This is a genomic window from Bacillus sp. FSL K6-0268 (assembly GCF_038005425.1).
Taxonomy (GTDB): Bacteria; Bacillota; Bacilli; order Bacillales; family Bacillaceae_G; genus Bacillus_A; species Bacillus_A thuringiensis_S.
Genome location: NZ_JBBOTF010000001.1, coordinates 3,522,979 through 3,540,166 on the forward strand (window position 1 = coordinate 3,522,979; position 17,188 = coordinate 3,540,166).

Sequence of the window (17,188 nt, forward strand, 5' to 3'; positions counted from 1 at the left end):
GAGCAAACCATCTTATTATTTATAGATGGTTTGCTTTTTTTAGTGCGGATAATTTTTGATCCGTCTCTTTTATACTTTGTGCGATTACATCGGCCATTTTCATAACTAAACTTAATCTTGTATTTTGAAGAACGAAAAACTCCATAAACCCATTTAAATTGACGATACCGTGTATATGCAGATCACCAACTGCAGGTAATTTCTTATTCATAGCAGCTCCAGGCTTACTAGGGCCCTTTCCAGTAGTGATTGACCCGATATTTTGAGACTTTCCTAAACATGCATCAACAGCAATTATAAATGCAGCAGGATATTCTTTCTGTATATTTTGAATTTTTTCTTCTAAATTTAGCGCATGTACTGGCTCATCTAGTGTACCGAATACTTGGAGGTTTTTGATGTCTATTTGTTCAAGTTTTGTACCAACTAACGGGCCGAGTGCGTCACCTGTAGAACGATCTGTTCCGATACAAACGAGAATGAGTGGTATATTAGTTTTAATAGGAATGTGGGTAAGTAAGAAATTACTGATTATCTCAGAGGCTTCTAGATCCTGGTGCATAACGTTTTGAGTTTCTTTCTCAAAAAATGGTAAGCGAAAACTTCCAATATTCATGAAGCACCCATCCTTTTAATAAATTTTCAATATATGTTATATGGTGAGAAAAATGGAAATCTATAAGTGCGTAATTTTTGCAAAATGTGAATGAAAACGGAAATAATAGTACTAGTATATATATATTCGTTCCATTTTATACCTGAATGGCGGGGGTAAAATAGGATTAAAATCATAAAATTTTTTCAGCAATTAGAGGACTTCTGATACAATAATAAGGATAACTAAAAAGAAATTTTAGCTAGAGAGGTAGAGGTACATGGATTTATTAACGAAGTGGTTTAATTCTACGAAACAGTATTTATTAGATGCTGATCGTTGGGCTCATATTGGAGTTGCGACATTAAAAATATGTATTATTTTAATAATCGGTGCAGTTGTTGTGCGAATTGCAAGAGCGGTTGTACGAAATGCGTTTCGTATGGGGAGTCGTTCTCCAATTCAAATTTCAGAACGTCGTACAGTTACAGTAGCGAAATTACTTGAAAATATTGTAGCGTACGTTGTTATGTTTATTATGCTGATTGCGATTTTAGGTGTGTTTGATATTAATGCATCAGGTTTATTAGCGGGTGCCGGGGTAATTGGTTTAGCAGTCGGATTTGGTGCTCAAAGTTTAGTGAAGGACGTTATTACAGGTTTATTTATTTTGCTAGAAGATCAGTTTTCAGTTGGCGATTATGTTAAAATCGGTCAATTTGAAGGAGTCGTTTTAGAAATTGGACTTCGTACAACGAAAGTAAAGAGTTGGACAGGTGAAATTCATACTTTACCAAACGGAAGTATTATTCAAGTTACTAACTACTCAGTTAGTAATAGTGTAGCATTTGTTGATGTATCTATTTCATATGAGGCTGATATTGCGAAAGCAGAGCAGGTTATTGAAGATTTATTAGTAGAGTTACCTTCAAAGTACGAAAAAATGGTAACAACACCTCAATTATTAGGTGTGCAAACGTTAGCTGCATCAGAAGTTATATTACGCGTTATTGCTGAAGTAGAGCCGATGCAACATGCAGTTATTGCAAGGGCACTTCGTAAAGAGATTAAAAATCGTCTTGATTTACATGGAATTGAAATTCCATATCCACGTATGGTTTTATATAATCGTGAAGAATTGGTTAGTGGAAAAGCAATTTAGTATGGAGAGGAGGAGTTTGAAGAGTGGAGCAAAAGGAATATAACTTGTACGATGTTGTGGAAATGAAGAAAGCACATCCATGTGGCGAGAATCGTTGGAAAATTATTCGTATGGGAATGGATATCCGCATTAAGTGCGAGGGATGTGACCATTCAGTAATGATTACTCGAAGAGAGTTTGATCGTAAGGTGAAAAAAATACTTGTGAAGCACGAAGAATAGAGAGAGAGTAACAGTTACAGTAGGTAACTGTTACTTTTTTTCGTTTGGCGGAAACTTGTCATTTTTTTCGTTACTATCTATAATGATGAAAGATTGAGACATAGGAGTGAAAAATATGGGATTAACGGCTGGGATTGTTGGATTACCTAACGTAGGGAAGTCCACTTTATTTAATGCAATTACACAAGCAGGAGCAGAATCTGCGAACTATCCATTCTGTACAATTGATCCAAACGTAGGGATTGTAGAAGTACCAGATGAGCGTTTAAATAAATTAACGGAATTAGTAGAACCGAAAAAGACTGTTCCGACTGTATTTGAGTTTACTGATATTGCAGGTATCGTAAAAGGTGCTAGTAAAGGTGAAGGTTTAGGAAATAAATTCTTATCTCACATTCGTCAAGTAGATGCAATTTGCCAAGTTGTTCGTTGTTTTGAAGACGAAAATATTACGCACGTTTCAGGGAAAGTAGATCCAATTGATGATATCGAAACAATCAACTTAGAGCTAATTTTAGCGGACTTAGAGTCTGTTGATAAGCGTATCGAGCGTGTTGCGAAATTAGCAAGACAAAAAGATAAAGAAGCTGTATATGAGCATGAAATTTTAGTTCGTTTAAAAGAGGCTTTTGAAGAGGGGAAACCGGCTCGTACTGTTGAATTTACAGAAGAGCAGATGAAGATTGTTAAAGGCCTTCATTTACTTACAACAAAAGAAATGTTATACGTAGCGAACGTAAGTGAAGACGATATTATCGATCCTTCGGAAAATAAATACGTACAAATGGTAAAAGAATTTGCAGAAAATGAAAATTCTCAAGTAATCGTTGTATGTGCAAAAATCGAATCAGAAATCGCTGAATTAGACGAGGAAGAGAAAAAAGTATTCCTTGAAGAACTAGGTATTGAAGAGTCTGGTTTAGATCAATTAATTCGTGCAGCATATGACCTATTAGGACTTGCTACTTACTTTACAGCTGGCGTTCAAGAAGTACGTGCTTGGACATTTAAACAAGGTATGAAGGCACCACAATGTGCTGGTGTTATTCATACAGACTTTGAGCGTGGATTTATTCGTGCAGAAACAGTTTCTTACGATGACTTAATGACAAACGGTTCTATGACAGCTGCAAAAGAAGCTGGAAAAGTACGTTTAGAAGGAAAAGAGTATATCGTAAAAGATGGAGATGTTATGCACTTCCGTTTTAACGTTTAATTTAATATTTCCTAGGAAAAATAAAGATATGAGCTTGGCGAATATATTATATGTTTGCCAAGTTTTTTATGTATTGGTGAGTTGATTCATATAACTTACTATGATATAATCTAAACTCGTGAGTAATTACTATAAATTAATTGCTCCTTGCCCATTATGGGCCGTTTAGACCAAAAGGAGGTGAAAGTGTAATGAGAAAGTACGAAATTATGTACATCATTCGTCCTGGCGTTGAAGAAGAAGCTCAAAAAGCTTTAGTTGAACGTTTTGCAGGTGTTTTAACAAACAATGGTGCAGAAATCATTAACACGAAAGAGTGGGGTAAGCGTCGTTTAGCTTACGAAATCAACGACTTACGTGAAGGTTTCTACATGATCTTAAACGTGAACTCTAACGCAGAAGCGATTAACGAATTCGACCGTTTAGCTAAGATCAACGAAGATATCCTTCGTCATATCGTTGTTAAAGAAGAAGAAAAATAATTGATATATAAGGGAGAGTGGTTCGATTGATGAATCGTGTTATCCTCGTTGGTCGTTTAACTAAGGACCCTGACTTACGTTACACGCCCAATGGTGTTGCAGTAGCTACTTTTACGTTAGCTGTGAATCGCGCATTTGCGAATCAACAAGGTGAGCGTGAAGCTGACTTTATTAATTGTGTAATATGGCGTAAACAAGCAGAAAACGTAGCAAATTATTTGAAAAAAGGAAGCTTAGCAGGCGTAGATGGACGTCTTCAAACTCGTAATTACGATGGACAAGACGGTAAACGTGTGTATGTAACAGAAGTTCTTGCGGAAAGCGTACAATTTTTAGAGCCGCGTAATGGCGGTGGGGAGCAACGTGGTTCATTCAATCAGCAACCATCAGGAGCTGGTTTCGGTAACCAAAGCTCTAACCCATTTGGTCAATCTAGTAATTCAGGTAACCAAGGTAATCAAGGGAACTCTGGATTTACGAAGAATGACGATCCATTTTCAAATGTAGGTCAACCGATCGACATTTCCGACGACGATTTACCGTTCTAATACAGTAAATTTGTTAGTTTTAACAAAGAATGGAGGGAAATAGACATGGCAGGACGCAAAGGTGGACGTGCGAAACGTCGTAAGGTGTGTTTCTTCACAGCTAACGGCATCACTCGCATTGACTATAAAGATGTTGATTTATTAAAACGTTTCGTTTCTGAGCGTGGTAAAATTTTACCTCGTCGTGTAACAGGGACAAGCGCAAAATACCAACGCAAACTTACAGTTGCAATTAAACGTGCTCGTCAAATGGCACTTTTACCATATGTTGGTGAATAATAGCGTATGAAATGCACAGTAGAGTCGGACTCTACTGTGCATTTTGCTATGCTTTTCTTTTTGAAAGAGAGGTTAAAATGTGAAACAAACAAAGTTTATTACAGAAGGTGCAGCGTTATTAGCTATATATGCAATTTTATTGCTTATATCTATGTATGTTCCGATTTTGGGTACTGTTGTAACTTTTGCTTTGCCGTTACCATTTATACTATTAACGATAAGACATAAACTATCTAATGTGCTCATGATTTTTGTAGCATCACTTTTTGTTACTATTATTGTGAGTCAACCTATGAATTTAGTGAAGACAATTATGTTTGGATTGATAGGGATTGTTTTAGGATATATGTATAAAACAAGAAAAAAGTCAGTAGAAATCTTAATAGCGGGGACGCTTGCATACTTAATTGGTTTTGTACTTATTTATGTTGCGAGTATAAAGTTTTTCAACATAGATATAATGAAGCAAATGCAAAGTATGTTTAGTGAAAGTATGGTGCAAAGTGAAAAGATAGTAAGTGCTACAGGTATGCCGATTAGTAAGGAACAAAAAGAGTTACTTACACAAATGAATGATATATTACAATCGTTATTTCCAAGTATACTTGTTCTAGTTTCAGTATGTTTTTCTTGGATTACAGTGATAATATCAGGTAGTGTTTTGAAAAAGTTAAAACATGACATTATACCTTGGCCTAAATTTAAAGATATACAATTACCAAAGAGTATTGTTTGGTATTACGTTATATTTATTTTGTTAGCAACTTTTATAAAAGTAGAACCAACATCATATTTACATATGGTATTTTCTAACCTAAATGTCATATTTACACTATTGCTTGTACTGCAAGGTCTGACATTTATCGCCTTTTTAGCGTATAGAAAAGGTTTTACTAAAGGGATTCCTATTATTAGTTTTATTGCATGCATGTTTATTCCGATGCTGTTTCCTCTTGTGACAATCTTAGGTATAATTGACTTAGGGATTTCATTGCGTTCTAAAATAGGGGGATAAAACAATATTCCTTATACTATTTTAATCTGTTTAACTAACTGGAAGGTGAGTTAGTTTTACTTTATAGGAGTTGTATACATGCCTGAATTTGATAAGAAACAGTGGTTTTTATATCCTGTTTATGTATTGGCATTTTTTGTGTTTGTGCTCATTTCAATTCTCTGTTATTTTCATTTAATTATGGGAATAGCTGCTTTTATCATTTTTTGTATCGTATTTTTTATCGTTATACGATTTGAACTTAATTTTCAAAGGAATTTCGAAAAGCATACGACAGATATGATTACAAGAGTAAAGAAAGTAAGTAATGAAGCATTTAACCAAATGCCGATTGGTATTTTGTTATACAATAAGGATTATGGGATTGATTGGGCAAATCCTTATTTATCTTCATGTCTGGGACAGCATGCATTAGCTGGATGGCACCTTTACGATGTATCAGAAACATTACTTCTTTTCATTAAAGGAGAAACTTCTGATGATATAGTCTCTTTAAATAATCGAAAGTTTCGCGTTTTTGTAAGGAAAGAAGAAAAGTTAATTTATTTCTTTGATGTAACGGAACAAACAGAAATCGAAAAGATGTATGAGGATCAACGTACTGTTTTAGCTGTAATTTATTTGGATAATTATGATGAAGTTACACAAGGATTAGATGATCAATTACGTACGAATATAACAAGTCTTGTGACATCGCGACTAAATGAATGGGCACTTAAGTATGGTGCGTATTTAAAACGTGCATCTTCAGAAAGATTCTTCGTTGTGCTAAATGAAAGTATTCTGACGCAAATGGAGAAAGGGAAATTTAGTATTTTAGATCAGGTGCGTGAAGAAACATCTAAAAGGAATATACCACTTACATTAAGTGTAGGTGTCGGATCAGGTGATTTACCTTTGTCAGAGCTTGGGGCAATGGCTCAATCTGGTTTAGACCTTGCGCTTGGACGCGGGGGAGATCAAGTAGCTATTAAACAAGCGACAGGTAAAGTTAAGTTCTATGGAGGCAAGACAAATCCGGTTGAAAAGCGTACCCGTGTACGTGCTAGGGTCATTTCGCATGCGTTAAAGGATTTAGTATTAGAAAGTAGTAATGTCATTATCATGGGGCATAGGGCTCCTGATATGGACGCAATTGGTGCTGCGATTGGTATTTTAAAAGTGGCTCAATTAAACGAGCGTAAAGGATATATTGTATTAGATGAAAATGATTCTGATAAGGGAATTAAACGCTTGATGGACAAAGTGAAACAAAATGAGGAATTATGGTCTCACTTTATTACTCCAGAGCAAGCGATGGAATTTGCGAATGATGAGTCATTACTTGTTGTTGTTGATACACATAAACCTTCTATGGTGATGGAACAAAAATTGTTACATAAAATTGAAAATGTAGTAGTTATCGATCATCATCGCCGTGGAGAAGATTTTATTGAAGATCCATTGCTAGTTTATATGGAACCATATGCTTCTTCAACGGCAGAACTGGTTACAGAATTACTTGAGTATCAACCGAAAAATTTAAAGATGACAATGTTAGAAGCAACGGCATTGTTAGCGGGGATTATTGTCGACACGAAAAGTTTCACATTCCGGACGGGGGCTCGTACGTTTGATGCTGCTTCCTATTTACGCTCACATGGTGCAGATACTGTACTTGTACAAGAACTTTTAAAGGAAGATATGGATCAGTATTTACGGGTTGCAAAAGCTATAAAAAATGCGTACATTTATAAAAATGGAATTGCGATTGCTAAAGTTGATAGTGATGATTACTACGATCAAGTGCTTATTGCGCAATCAGCTGACACGTTATTAACAATGACAGGAATTATTGCATCATTTGTTGTTGCGAAACGTGGCGAGAATCTCATTGGAATTAGCAGCAGGTCTTTAGGTGAAGTGAATGTGCAGCTAATTATGGAAAACTTAGGTGGTGGCGGGCATTTGACGAATGCAGCCACACAAATGAAAAATGTTACAGTAGATGAAGCCGAGGAGAAGCTTCGATTTGTTATTGATGACTATTTACAGGGAGGCACACAATCATGAAAGTAATTTTTCTAAAAGACGTAAAAGGTAAAGGTAAAAAAGGAGAAGTAAAAAACGTACCAGATGGCTATGCAAATAACTTCTTACTAAAACAGGGATTGGCTGCTGAAGCAACAAATAGCAGTATGAAAACTTTAGAAGCTCAAAAGCGTAAAGAAGAAAAAGATGCAGCAGCAGAAGTTGAGAATGCAAAAGAGCTGAAAGAAACATTAGAGAAATTAACTGTAGAAGTAAAAGCGAAATCTGGAGAAGGTGGCCGTTTATTCGGTTCTATTACGAGCAAACAAATCGTAGATGCGATGCAAAAATCACATAAAATTAAACTTGATAAACGTAAATTTGAAATGGATGATGCAATCCGTGCATTAGGCTACACAAATGTAACAGTGAAATTGCATCCGCAAGTAACAGCGACAGTAAAAGTTCATGTTAGTGAACAATAAAAATAAATTAAGCAAGGAGGATTGCGTATGAGTGATGTACTTGCTGATCGTACCCCTCCGCATAATATAGAAGCCGAGCAGGCGGTTTTAGGGGCCATATTAATTGATCAAGATGCGTTAACATCAGCATCAGAGTTATTGGTACCTGACTCATTCTATCGAACGAAACATCAAAAGATTTTTGAGGTAATGCTTGGGTTATCTGACAAAGGAGAACCTATCGATTTAGTAATAATGACATCAGCGATGGCTGATCAAGGATTACTAGAAGAAGTTGGTGGAGTGTCTTATCTAGCAGAGTTAGCAGAAGTTGTTCCAACAGCTGCTAACGTTGAATATTATGCACGTATCATCGCTGAAAAGGCACTTTTACGTCGTTTAATTCGAACAGCGACTCATATTGTGTCGGATGGATACGAGAGAGAAGATGACGTAGACGGCCTTTTAAATGAGGCCGAGAAAAAAATATTAGAAGTATCCCATCAAACGAATGCAAAAGCATTTCAAAATATTAAAGATGTTCTTGTAGATGCTTATGATAAAATTGAACTTTTGCATAATCAAAAAGGTGAAGTTACTGGGATACCAACTGGATTTACTGAATTAGATAAGATGACGGCAGGTTTCCAGCGAAATGATTTAATCATCGTAGCAGCACGTCCGTCAGTAGGGAAAACTGCATTTTCATTAAATATTGCACAAAACGTAGCGACGAAAACGGATGAAAATGTAGCGATTTTTAGTTTGGAGATGGGCTCCGATCAGCTTGTTATGCGTATGCTTTGTGCAGAAGGAAATATCGATGCGCAAAGACTTCGTACCGGGTCATTAACTTCTGATGATTGGGCGAAATTAACAATGGCGATGGGTAGTCTTTCAAATGCCGGTATATATATTGATGATACACCAGGAATTAAGGTAAATGAGATTCGAGCGAAATGTCGTAGACTAAAGCAAGAACAAGGTCTTGGTATGGTTTTAATTGACTACTTACAGCTTATTCAAGGAAGTGGGAAATCAGGTGAGAACCGTCAGCAGGAGGTATCTGAGATTTCTCGTACTTTAAAAGGGATTGCGCGTGAATTGCAAGTGCCTGTTATTGCCTTATCACAGTTATCTCGTGGTGTAGAATCTCGTCAGGATAAACGCCCGATGATGTCTGATATTCGTGAATCTGGTAGTATTGAGCAGGATGCTGATATTGTAGCTTTCCTATATCGTGAAGATTACTATGACCGTGAAACGGAAAATAAAAATACGATTGAAATTATCATTGCAAAACAACGTAATGGTCCGGTAGGTTCAGTAGAGCTTGCGTTTGTTAAAGAATTTAATAAATTCGTTAATTTAGAACGACGCTTTGAGGATGGGGCATAAAGGCAGTATAAAAAAGAAACACATTTCTTATAATAAGATGTGTTTCTTTTTTTATGGGATAAAGATAAGGCTTTCATAAGGTGAAAATATAATTCTTACGAACGAAAATGATTTTTAATAAAAAAATGTTCGCTTTTTGGTTGACTTCTTTTTCGGTTTTGGTACAATTATATTGTTTGAATAGATCGTTTGAAAATTGCGGAGGTGCTTTAATAATGTCTTCAGTAGTAGTTGTAGGAACACAATGGGGCGACGAAGGAAAAGGTAAAATCACTGATTTTCTTTCTGAGCATGCGGAAGTAGTTGCAAGATATCAAGGTGGAAATAACGCGGGACATACAATTGTTTTCGGCGGAGTTAAATATAAGTTACACTTAATTCCATCTGGTATTTTCTATAAAGAGAAAATTTGTGTAATCGGAAATGGCTTAGTAGTAGATCCGAAAGCATTACTTGAAGAGTTAAAATACTTACACGACCGTGGTGTAAGTACTGATAATTTACGTGTAAGTAACCGTGCACACGTTATTTTACCTTATCACTTAAAACAAGATGAGTTAGAAGAGGCTAGTAAAGGTGATAACAAAATCGGTACAACGAAAAAAGGTATCGGTCCTGCATATATGGATAAAGCTGCTCGTATTGGTATCCGTATGGCTGATCTTTTAGACCGTGAAGCATTTAAAGAGAAGCTTGAGCGCAATTTAGTAGAGAAAAATCGTTTGTTTGAAAAAATGTACGATACAGAAGGTTTCAGCGTAGAGGAAATCTTTGAAGAGTACTTCGAATATGGACAACAAATCGCACAATATGTATGCGACACATCTGTTGTATTAAATGATGCACTAGATAACAATCACCGTGTATTATTTGAAGGTGCACAAGGTGTTATGCTTGATATTGACCACGGTACGTACCCGTTCGTTACATCTTCTAACCCGATTGCGGGTGGTGTAACAGTTGGAACTGGAGTTGGCCCTGCGAAAGTTACTCGCGTTGTAGGTGTATGTAAAGCATATACAAGCCGTGTTGGTGACGGTCCATTCCCTACTGAACTTAATGATGAAATTGGTCATCAAATTCGTGAAGTTGGTCGTGAGTACGGAACAACAACTGGTCGTCCGCGCCGCGTAGGTTGGTTCGATAGCGTTGTTGTAAGACATGCGCGTCGTGTTAGTGGTTTAACGGATCTATCATTAAATTCTATCGACGTTCTAACAGATATTCCAACTCTTAAAATTTGTGTTGCTTACAAATACAATGGCGAAGTTATCGATGAAGTTCCAGCAAACTTAAACATTTTAGCGAAATGTGAGCCTGTATATGAAGAGCTTCCAGGTTGGACAGAAGATATTACTGGTGTAAAATCATTAGACGAGCTTCCTGAAAATGCAAGAAAATACGTAGAACGTGTTTCTGAGTTAACAGGAATTCAATTATCTATGTTCTCAGTTGGACCAGATCGTAACCAAACGAATATTGTTCGTAATGTATACGAAGCTTAATTGATATTTTTAGAAAAAACTCATGTCCGCATGAGTTTTTTCTTATCTTTTATAAAAAAATGAAAAAAAGTATTGCGAAGAATACAGAATACATGTTATGATACATCTTGTCGTCACGAAAATATGACGTTGGTGAGTATGAGCCATTAGCTCAGTTGGTAGAGCATCTGACTTTTAATCAGAGGGTCGAAGGTTCGAATCCTTCATGGCTCACCATTTTATTTTTCGTGGCCCGTTGGTCAAGTGGTTAAGACACCGCCCTTTCACGGCGGTAACACGGGTTCGAATCCCGTACGGGTCATGTTTTTTTATGCTTATTTTTGGTCCCGTGGTGTAGTGGTTAACATGCCTGCCTGTCACGCAGGAGATCGCCGGTTCGACCCCGGTCGGGACCGCCACTTTTGTTTATACCACCATTAGTGGTTTTATATATAGTTTTGGCTCGGTAGCTCAGTCGGTAGAGCAGAGGACTGAAAATCCTCGTGTCGGCGGTTCGATTCCGTCCCGAGCCACTCTCAGGATATTAAGTGGGCCCACTTAATATCCTTTTTATTTATGTAATTTTACAAAACTGAGTAGTTATTTTAAAATAGAACGAGGAGCCTCTAGCAGTTGAAGCTAGAGGTTTTTCTATAGATCGTATAGGATGCCGTGTAAAAGTGGATCATACATGAGTCTATGAGAATAGAGGAGAAAATACTTAAACAAAGGATGCGGTCATATAGGACATACTATGTAAACATCGATATGTTTAGGGATTATTGACCATATTTTTATAAGGAGGAAATAGACGATGATGGGAAAGAAAATTTTAGTAGTTGATGATGAAAAGCCGATTGCAGATATTTTGAAGTTTAATCTAGAAAAAGAAGGTTTTGAAATAGTAATGGCGCATGATGGTGATGAAGCAATTGAAAAAGCTAATGAAGAACAACCAGATATGGTTTTATTAGATATTATGCTACCGGGTAAAGATGGATTAGAGGTTTGCCGTGAAATACGTAAAAGTTCAGAAATGCCGATTATTATGCTTACAGCAAAGGACTCTGAGATTGATAAAGTATTAGGGCTTGAGCTTGGGGCAGATGATTATGTAACGAAGCCATTTAGTACGAGGGAATTACTTGCTCGTGTGAAGGCGAATTTACGCCGTCATCAACAAGGTGGTTCTGCAGAAAAAGAAGAAAATACAGAAATGGTTATTGGACCAATTGTTATTAATCCAAATGCATATAGTGTAACGAAGCGCGAGGAAAATATCGAGCTTACACATCGTGAATTTGAGTTGCTACATTATTTAGCGAAACATTTAGGACAAGTTATGACACGCGAACATTTATTACAAACAGTTTGGGGTTATGACTATTTTGGAGATGTGCGCACAGTAGACGTAACAGTACGTCGTTTGCGTGAAAAAATTGAAGATAATCCAAGCCATCCTACTTTAATTGTAACTAGACGTGGAGTAGGGTATTACTTGCGTGACCCAGAGCAGGAATAGTATATGAAGAAAGTTGGTTTTTTTCAATCTATTCATTTAAAATTTGTGCTTATATATATGCTATTAATATTAATAGCGATGCAAGTTATTGGGGTTTATTTCGTAAGGGAATTAGAGAAGAGCCTAGTACAAGGTTTTAGGGATTCTTTAACGCAGCAAACAAACTTATTATCATATAACTTGAAACAAGAGTTTAAAAAAAGTTATACAAAAGCAGAAACAGAGTCAACAGATGAAACCATTAAAACTTCTATTCGAAAATTTGCCTCTGATCAAAAGAAAGTTATCCAAGAGGTAAGTGTATTTGATTCGCATAGAAAGTTATTGGCTATTTCAGATGAATCAAAGCAGAATAAGGTGAATAGAACATCAACTGATATAGCTGTTCAGCGAGTGTTAGTACAAAAAAAGCCAGAAGTGAAAATTGAGAAGGATGGTAGTACAGGCCATCGTGTTCAAGTTATGCTTACTCCGATTCTAGATGATAATGGCAAGGATGCGCTTGGTGTTATATACATCGTTGCATCTATGGAAGATGTATATAAACAAATGAAGGATATAAATCAAATTTTTGCTACGGGAACAGTAATTGCCTTATTAGTAACGGCCGTACTTGGGATTTTATTGGCTCAAACAATTACAAGACCAATTTCAGATATGCGGAGACAAGCAATTGAAATGGCAAAAGGAAATTATTCGAGAAAAGTAAAAGTGCATAGCCATGATGAAATTGGACAACTGGCATTATCCTTCAATAATTTATCAAAAAAATTACAACAAGCTCGTTCTTCTACAGAAAGTGAAAGGCGTAAATTATCATCCGTTTTATCACATATGACAGATGGAGTAATTGCTACTGACCGAAAAGGGGATATTATTTTACTAAATGACCCTGCGGAAAAGATGTTAAATGTTTCTCGTGAAACAGCGCTCGATCAATCTGTTTTAGAGGTATTAGGGATACAGGAAGAATTTACGCTCGATCATTTATATGAAGAGCCAGATTCTGTGTTATTAGATTTTAGTACGAGAAACGAACCATATATTTTACGTGCTAGTTTCTCTGTTATTCAAAAAGAAACAGGGAAGGCCAATGGCTTAATTGCTGTACTATATGATGTAACAGAGCAGGAGCGTATAGAAGGGGAACGCCGTGAGTTTGTGGCGAATGTCTCTCATGAATTAAGGACGCCATTAACGACGATGCGCAGTTATTTAGAGGCACTTACAGATGGAGCGTGGCAGGATCCGAATATTGCACCACAATTTTTAACGGTTACACAAGAAGAAACAGAAAGAATGATTAGACTTGTAAATGCGTTGTTACAGCTATCTAAACTTGATAGTACAGAGCACCGTTTAATGAAAGAATGGGTCGACTTTACTGATTTCTTTAATAATGTTATTGATCGCTTTGAAATGTCTAAAGAGCAAAATGTAAGTTTCAAACGATCTTTCTCTAAAAAATCTAGGTTTATTGATATGGATACTGACAAAATTACTCAAGTGCTGTATAACATTATTTCTAACGCATTAAAGTATTCACCAGAAGGTGGAACAGTAACATATCGCTTACGTGATCGCGGTGATTTATTAGAAATTAGCGTAAGTGACCAAGGAATGGGTATTCCAAAAGAAAACGTTGATAAAATCTTTGAACGTTTTTATCGCGTAGATAAAGCTCGTTCAAGACAAATGGGTGGTACGGGACTTGGATTAGCAATTGCAAAAGAAATGATTGAGGCACATGGTGGCTCTATTTGGGCGAAGAGTGAAGAAGGAAAAGGGACAACTATTTATTTCACGTTACCAATGGCAGCAGATGAAGAGGACGATTGGGAATGAGTATGGAAAACTTTAAAACAATAGTTTTAATTAACCTAGTCGTAATTAGCCTATTTCTTACTTTTAACCTATGGACGTATGTGCCAGATTCTACATCCATGCAAAACGCGAAATTTGTACAGGGCAATGAAGGAACGAATCAAACTAAAATTGCCGATGTTGTCCGTCCTACTTCTATCATCGTGCATAAAGATAAAAATCATTATGGGAGCAGAAGAGAGGCAGATATAGAATCAATCTATAAGCCTCTGGAAGTAGGGGAACTACATGAGTTTAGAGAGATATCAATCACTAAGGGTGATTTCCTGTCCTATGTGCATGGTGAAGGGAAAATTGAACTTGTTTTCCCTACCGATATCCCATTTGATGCAGTTAAATCCATGTTTAACATGAAAGAGAAAGGTACAGATAAGCCTAAACATTTTAATCGTATTCTTCTTGATCCTTCTAGAAGTAAGGATCAAGAAATTAAAATTAACTTTGTTTCTGATGGTGATAACTTTAAAATATATGAGGCAAAATTAAGTGGCGTGTATTTAAAAGATATTGTAAATGCCCAAAATCAATTTATAGTATCAGCAAAGCCTTATTTTGATTATCAAATCAATGATATGAAAAAGTTATTTTTACCAGATGGAACGACAGAGTTAAACAATATAACATATATCTCATCTAATTTAGCAGTGGATACGTTTAAGAATGCTCTGTTTAGTGATCCTCGTTATTTAAGTCCAATTACTGAGATATCGAAAGAAACATTTACAGATGGTATTAGATCTATGGAAATTGAAGACGATCGTCACATGCTAAAGTATAAAAACTCTTCTGTCTTAACTGAGAAAACGATAGATAATTTAATGCTGTTACAAAAAAGCTTTGAATTCGTAAGTGGTCACAGTGGAAGTTTGGATTCATATCGTTTGGACTATATGAATAAAGGAGAGACAGTGTTTCGCTTACATGAAGATGGATATTCCGTATTCAATACAGATGGATTAGCTGAATTGAGACAAAAATGGGGATCAGAAGAAGTAATGGAATATGAAAGACCGTTGCTGTCTTTAAATACTAAAGGCATAGAACAGAAGGTTACTCTTCCGTCAGGGCATGTTGTAATAGCATCTCTAGAAAATAATCCAGAGATAAAGAAACAAGTAATTAAGGATATTGGTATTGGATACAAGTTATCACTAGATGGACAAGTAGTTCGACTACAACCAATTTGGTATGTAAAGCTTGTTGAAGGTGAAACAGGTAAACAGAAAATCTATGAGTGGAGTGAGGGAGGACTAAATGGATTGGGATCGGATTAAAACCATATTTATTGTGACCTTTTTTGTTTTGGACCTCTTTCTCATTTTTCAATTCATTCAAAAGCAAGATAGTAATCAATTGGAGCTTATTGCAGAAACAAAGATAGATCAAGAATTAAAGGCAAACAAAATTACTATAGGGAATATCCCTAAGGAACCGAAAAAAGAGTCGTTTATTAGAGCGGAAAATAAAGCCTTTAAAGAAGATGATATACAGTCTTTGAAAAATCAAACGGCGCATATACAAAATATGTACAAGATAGAAAGTAAGCTAAAAGAGCCTTTTTTAAATACGAAATCATTATCAAAAGATAAGTATAATGAATTTTTGAAGAACTATGTATTGGATGGACAAAAGTATGAATTTGGAGCGGTGAAAGACTCTAAAATTTATTTCTTCCAAAAATATAAAGATAAGCCTATTTTCTATAATAATCAGGCGATGATTGTTGTGGAATTAAATGAAAAAAATGAACTTGTTTCATATACGCAGACAATGCTAACTGATTTAAAAGAAATGGGCGAAGGTGAAAAAACGAAAGAGCAAGAAATTATTACGGCTCAAACAGCTTTAGAAAATTTGTATTTAAAAAATAAAATTCATGGAAATACGCATGTTAAAGAAGCACAAATTGGCTATGCCACTCTTACCGCATCTACTTCTAATAACCAAGTACTTGCTCCAACGTGGAATTTAAAAACGGAGCAGAAACAGGACTTCTTTGTGAATGCAATTGAAGGACAAGTTATGGAATTAGGGGAAAAGGAAAATCAAGTGGTTGATGAACATACTGGAGTGAGAAAGAATGGGGTTGCATTTTAGCGTACTTGCAAGTGGAAGTACAGGAAATATGCTATACGTAGGAACCGATGAAAAAAAATTACTAGTCGATGCAGGTTTAAGTGGTAAAGCGACAGAGGCTTTATTTAAACAAGCAGAACTGAATATAAATGATGTATCAGGTATTCTTGTAACACATGAGCATAGTGATCATATTAAAGGGTTAGGTGTATTGGCGCGTAAATATGATTTACCCGTTTATGCGAATGAGAAAACATGGAATGCAATGGAACATTTAATAGGAAATATCCCAACTGAGCAAAAATTCATTTTCTCAGTTGGGGATGTGAAAACATTTGGTGATATTGAAGTTGAATCATTTGGAGTTTCTCATGATGCGGCAGAACCGATGTTTTATGCTTTCCATAACAATAATAGGAAATTAGCACTTATTACAGATACGGGATACGTAAGCGACCGTATGAAGGGCGTTATTAAGGGAGCTAATGCTTTCGTATTTGAAAGTAATCATGATGTGGAAATGCTTCGTATGGGACGTTACCCATGGAGCATTAAACGACGTATTTTAAGCGACGTTGGGCATGTTTGTAATGAAGATGCTGCATTAGCAATGGCAGATGTAATTACAGATGAGACAAAGCATATTTATTTAGCCCATTTAAGCTTAGATAATAACATGAAAGAACTAGCTCGTATGTCAGTATCACAAGTACTAGAGGAAAAAGGATTTGGAGTGGGTGAATCCTTTGAAATTCACGATACAGATCCAAAAATGCCTACAAAAATTCAATACGTATAATTCTTCATTTTAGTAAACAATAAAGGTGAATAT

Annotated in this window: 17 protein-coding genes and 4 tRNA genes; 20 read left to right on the plus strand and 1 reads right to left on the minus strand. The window is 36.0% G+C overall.

Annotated features, from left to right (window positions below; genetic code table 11):
• Positions 1–19: 19 nt before the first annotated feature.
• A complete protein-coding gene (gene yyaC, locus MHI28_RS18185; RefSeq protein ID WP_001020711.1) occupies positions 20–616 on the minus strand; it encodes a spore protease YyaC in 597 nt (198 codons plus the stop codon).
• 259 nt (positions 617–875) lie between these two features.
• Here yyaC and MHI28_RS18190 point away from each other — a divergent pair, with 259 nt between their 5' ends.
• The 20 genes from MHI28_RS18190 to MHI28_RS18285 all read left to right on the plus strand — a co-directional run bounded on the left by MHI28_RS18190 (position 876) and on the right by MHI28_RS18285 (position 17,155).
• Positions 876–1,757 (plus strand): mechanosensitive ion channel family protein, encoded by an 882-nt coding sequence (locus MHI28_RS18190; RefSeq protein WP_000365111.1) that lies wholly within the window; start codon positions 876–878, stop codon positions 1,755–1,757.
• 23 nt (positions 1,758–1,780) lie between these two features.
• Entirely contained in the window at positions 1,781–1,978 is a 198-nt protein-coding gene (locus tag MHI28_RS18195) for a DUF951 domain-containing protein (RefSeq protein ID WP_000435486.1), read from the plus strand.
• A 115-nt stretch (positions 1,979–2,093) separates the two neighbouring features.
• Complete coding sequence (gene ychF, locus MHI28_RS18200; protein WP_000524658.1) at positions 2,094–3,194, plus strand: redox-regulated ATPase YchF; 1,101 nt, start codon at positions 2,094–2,096, stop codon at positions 3,192–3,194.
• A gap of 191 nt (positions 3,195–3,385) precedes the next feature.
• Positions 3,386–3,676: a 30S ribosomal protein S6 gene (gene rpsF / locus MHI28_RS18205; protein WP_001233781.1), complete on the plus strand. Its 291-nt coding sequence runs from the start codon at positions 3,386–3,388 to the stop codon at positions 3,674–3,676.
• Positions 3,677–3,702: 26 nt separating this feature from the next.
• Complete coding sequence (gene ssb, locus MHI28_RS18210) at positions 3,703–4,224, plus strand: single-stranded DNA-binding protein (RefSeq protein WP_000981963.1); 522 nt, start codon at positions 3,703–3,705, stop codon at positions 4,222–4,224.
• 45 nt (positions 4,225–4,269) lie between these two features.
• The gene (gene rpsR, locus MHI28_RS18215) at positions 4,270–4,503 is read left to right on the plus strand and encodes a 30S ribosomal protein S18 (RefSeq protein ID WP_000918873.1); all 234 of its coding nucleotides are present in this window, start codon (positions 4,270–4,272) and stop codon (positions 4,501–4,503) included.
• A gap of 79 nt (positions 4,504–4,582) precedes the next feature.
• Positions 4,583–5,518: a YybS family protein gene (locus MHI28_RS18220; RefSeq protein ID WP_000814842.1), complete on the plus strand. Its 936-nt coding sequence runs from the start codon at positions 4,583–4,585 to the stop codon at positions 5,516–5,518.
• A gap of 78 nt (positions 5,519–5,596) precedes the next feature.
• A complete protein-coding gene (locus MHI28_RS18225) occupies positions 5,597–7,570 on the plus strand; it encodes a DHH family phosphoesterase (protein WP_001113779.1) in 1,974 nt (657 codons plus the stop codon).
• Complete coding sequence (rplI, locus tag MHI28_RS18230; protein WP_000864237.1) at positions 7,567–8,013, plus strand: 50S ribosomal protein L9; 447 nt, start codon at positions 7,567–7,569, stop codon at positions 8,011–8,013. Before MHI28_RS18225 ends, rplI begins: the two co-directional genes overlap by 4 nt.
• A gap of 27 nt (positions 8,014–8,040) precedes the next feature.
• Entirely contained in the window at positions 8,041–9,390 is a 1,350-nt protein-coding gene (gene dnaB, locus MHI28_RS18235; RefSeq protein WP_001286147.1) for a replicative DNA helicase, read from the plus strand.
• Between the two features lie 215 nt (positions 9,391–9,605).
• On the plus strand, positions 9,606–10,895 hold the full coding sequence (locus MHI28_RS18240) for an adenylosuccinate synthase (protein ID WP_000100230.1): 1,290 nt from the start codon (positions 9,606–9,608) through the stop codon (positions 10,893–10,895).
• Positions 10,896–11,035: 140 nt separating this feature from the next.
• Positions 11,036–11,111, plus strand: a tRNA-Lys gene (locus MHI28_RS18245).
• 13 nt (positions 11,112–11,124) lie between these two features.
• Positions 11,125–11,196, plus strand: a tRNA-Glu gene (locus MHI28_RS18250).
• Between the two features lie 21 nt (positions 11,197–11,217).
• A tRNA-Asp gene (locus MHI28_RS18255) sits at positions 11,218–11,293 on the plus strand.
• Positions 11,294–11,334: 41 nt separating this feature from the next.
• Positions 11,335–11,407, plus strand: a tRNA-Phe gene (locus MHI28_RS18260).
• Between the two features lie 281 nt (positions 11,408–11,688).
• On the plus strand, positions 11,689–12,396 hold the full coding sequence (walR, locus tag MHI28_RS18265; protein ID WP_000971869.1) for a cell wall metabolism DNA-binding response regulator WalR: 708 nt from the start codon (positions 11,689–11,691) through the stop codon (positions 12,394–12,396).
• 3 nt (positions 12,397–12,399) lie between these two features.
• Positions 12,400–14,241 carry a cell wall metabolism sensor histidine kinase WalK gene (gene walK / locus MHI28_RS18270; protein ID WP_000755366.1) on the plus strand — a complete coding sequence of 614 codons (1,842 nt, stop codon included), beginning with the start codon at positions 12,400–12,402 and terminating at the stop codon, positions 14,239–14,241.
• Positions 14,238–15,554: a YycH family regulatory protein gene (locus tag MHI28_RS18275; protein ID WP_000061567.1), complete on the plus strand. Its 1,317-nt coding sequence runs from the start codon at positions 14,238–14,240 to the stop codon at positions 15,552–15,554. The genes walK and MHI28_RS18275 overlap by 4 nt, the downstream gene beginning before the upstream one ends.
• The gene (locus MHI28_RS18280) at positions 15,535–16,377 is read left to right on the plus strand and encodes a two-component system regulatory protein YycI (protein ID WP_000383719.1); all 843 of its coding nucleotides are present in this window, start codon (positions 15,535–15,537) and stop codon (positions 16,375–16,377) included. Before MHI28_RS18275 ends, MHI28_RS18280 begins: the two co-directional genes overlap by 20 nt.
• On the plus strand, positions 16,361–17,155 hold the full coding sequence (locus tag MHI28_RS18285; RefSeq protein WP_000522837.1) for an MBL fold metallo-hydrolase: 795 nt from the start codon (positions 16,361–16,363) through the stop codon (positions 17,153–17,155). Before MHI28_RS18280 ends, MHI28_RS18285 begins: the two co-directional genes overlap by 17 nt.
• The last annotated feature ends 33 nt before the right edge of the window (positions 17,156–17,188 follow it).

What these genes read in the sequence shown, in the direction of transcription:
- yyaC (WP_001020711.1), bottom strand. Translation starts at nt 616, where the DNA reads ATGAATATTGGAAGTTTTCGCTTACCATTTTTTGAGAAAGAAACTCAA.
- MHI28_RS18190 (WP_000365111.1), top strand. Translation starts at nt 876, where the DNA reads ATGGATTTATTAACGAAGTGGTTTAATTCTACGAAACAGTATTTATTA.
- ychF (WP_000524658.1), top strand. Translation starts at nt 2,094, where the DNA reads ATGGGATTAACGGCTGGGATTGTTGGATTACCTAACGTAGGGAAGTCC.
- rpsF (WP_001233781.1), top strand. Translation starts at nt 3,386, where the DNA reads ATGAGAAAGTACGAAATTATGTACATCATTCGTCCTGGCGTTGAAGAA.
- rpsR (WP_000918873.1), top strand. Translation starts at nt 4,270, where the DNA reads ATGGCAGGACGCAAAGGTGGACGTGCGAAACGTCGTAAGGTGTGTTTC.
- MHI28_RS18225 (WP_001113779.1), top strand. Translation starts at nt 5,597, where the DNA reads ATGCCTGAATTTGATAAGAAACAGTGGTTTTTATATCCTGTTTATGTA.
- rplI (WP_000864237.1), top strand. Translation starts at nt 7,567, where the DNA reads ATGAAAGTAATTTTTCTAAAAGACGTAAAAGGTAAAGGTAAAAAAGGA.
- dnaB (WP_001286147.1), top strand. Translation starts at nt 8,041, where the DNA reads ATGAGTGATGTACTTGCTGATCGTACCCCTCCGCATAATATAGAAGCC.
- MHI28_RS18240 (WP_000100230.1), top strand. Translation starts at nt 9,606, where the DNA reads ATGTCTTCAGTAGTAGTTGTAGGAACACAATGGGGCGACGAAGGAAAA.
- walR (WP_000971869.1), top strand. Translation starts at nt 11,689, where the DNA reads ATGATGGGAAAGAAAATTTTAGTAGTTGATGATGAAAAGCCGATTGCA.
- walK (WP_000755366.1), top strand. Translation starts at nt 12,400, where the DNA reads ATGAAGAAAGTTGGTTTTTTTCAATCTATTCATTTAAAATTTGTGCTT.
- MHI28_RS18275 (WP_000061567.1), top strand. Translation starts at nt 14,238, where the DNA reads ATGAGTATGGAAAACTTTAAAACAATAGTTTTAATTAACCTAGTCGTA.
- MHI28_RS18280 (WP_000383719.1), top strand. Translation starts at nt 15,535, where the DNA reads ATGGATTGGGATCGGATTAAAACCATATTTATTGTGACCTTTTTTGTT.
- MHI28_RS18285 (WP_000522837.1), top strand. Translation starts at nt 16,361, where the DNA reads ATGGGGTTGCATTTTAGCGTACTTGCAAGTGGAAGTACAGGAAATATG.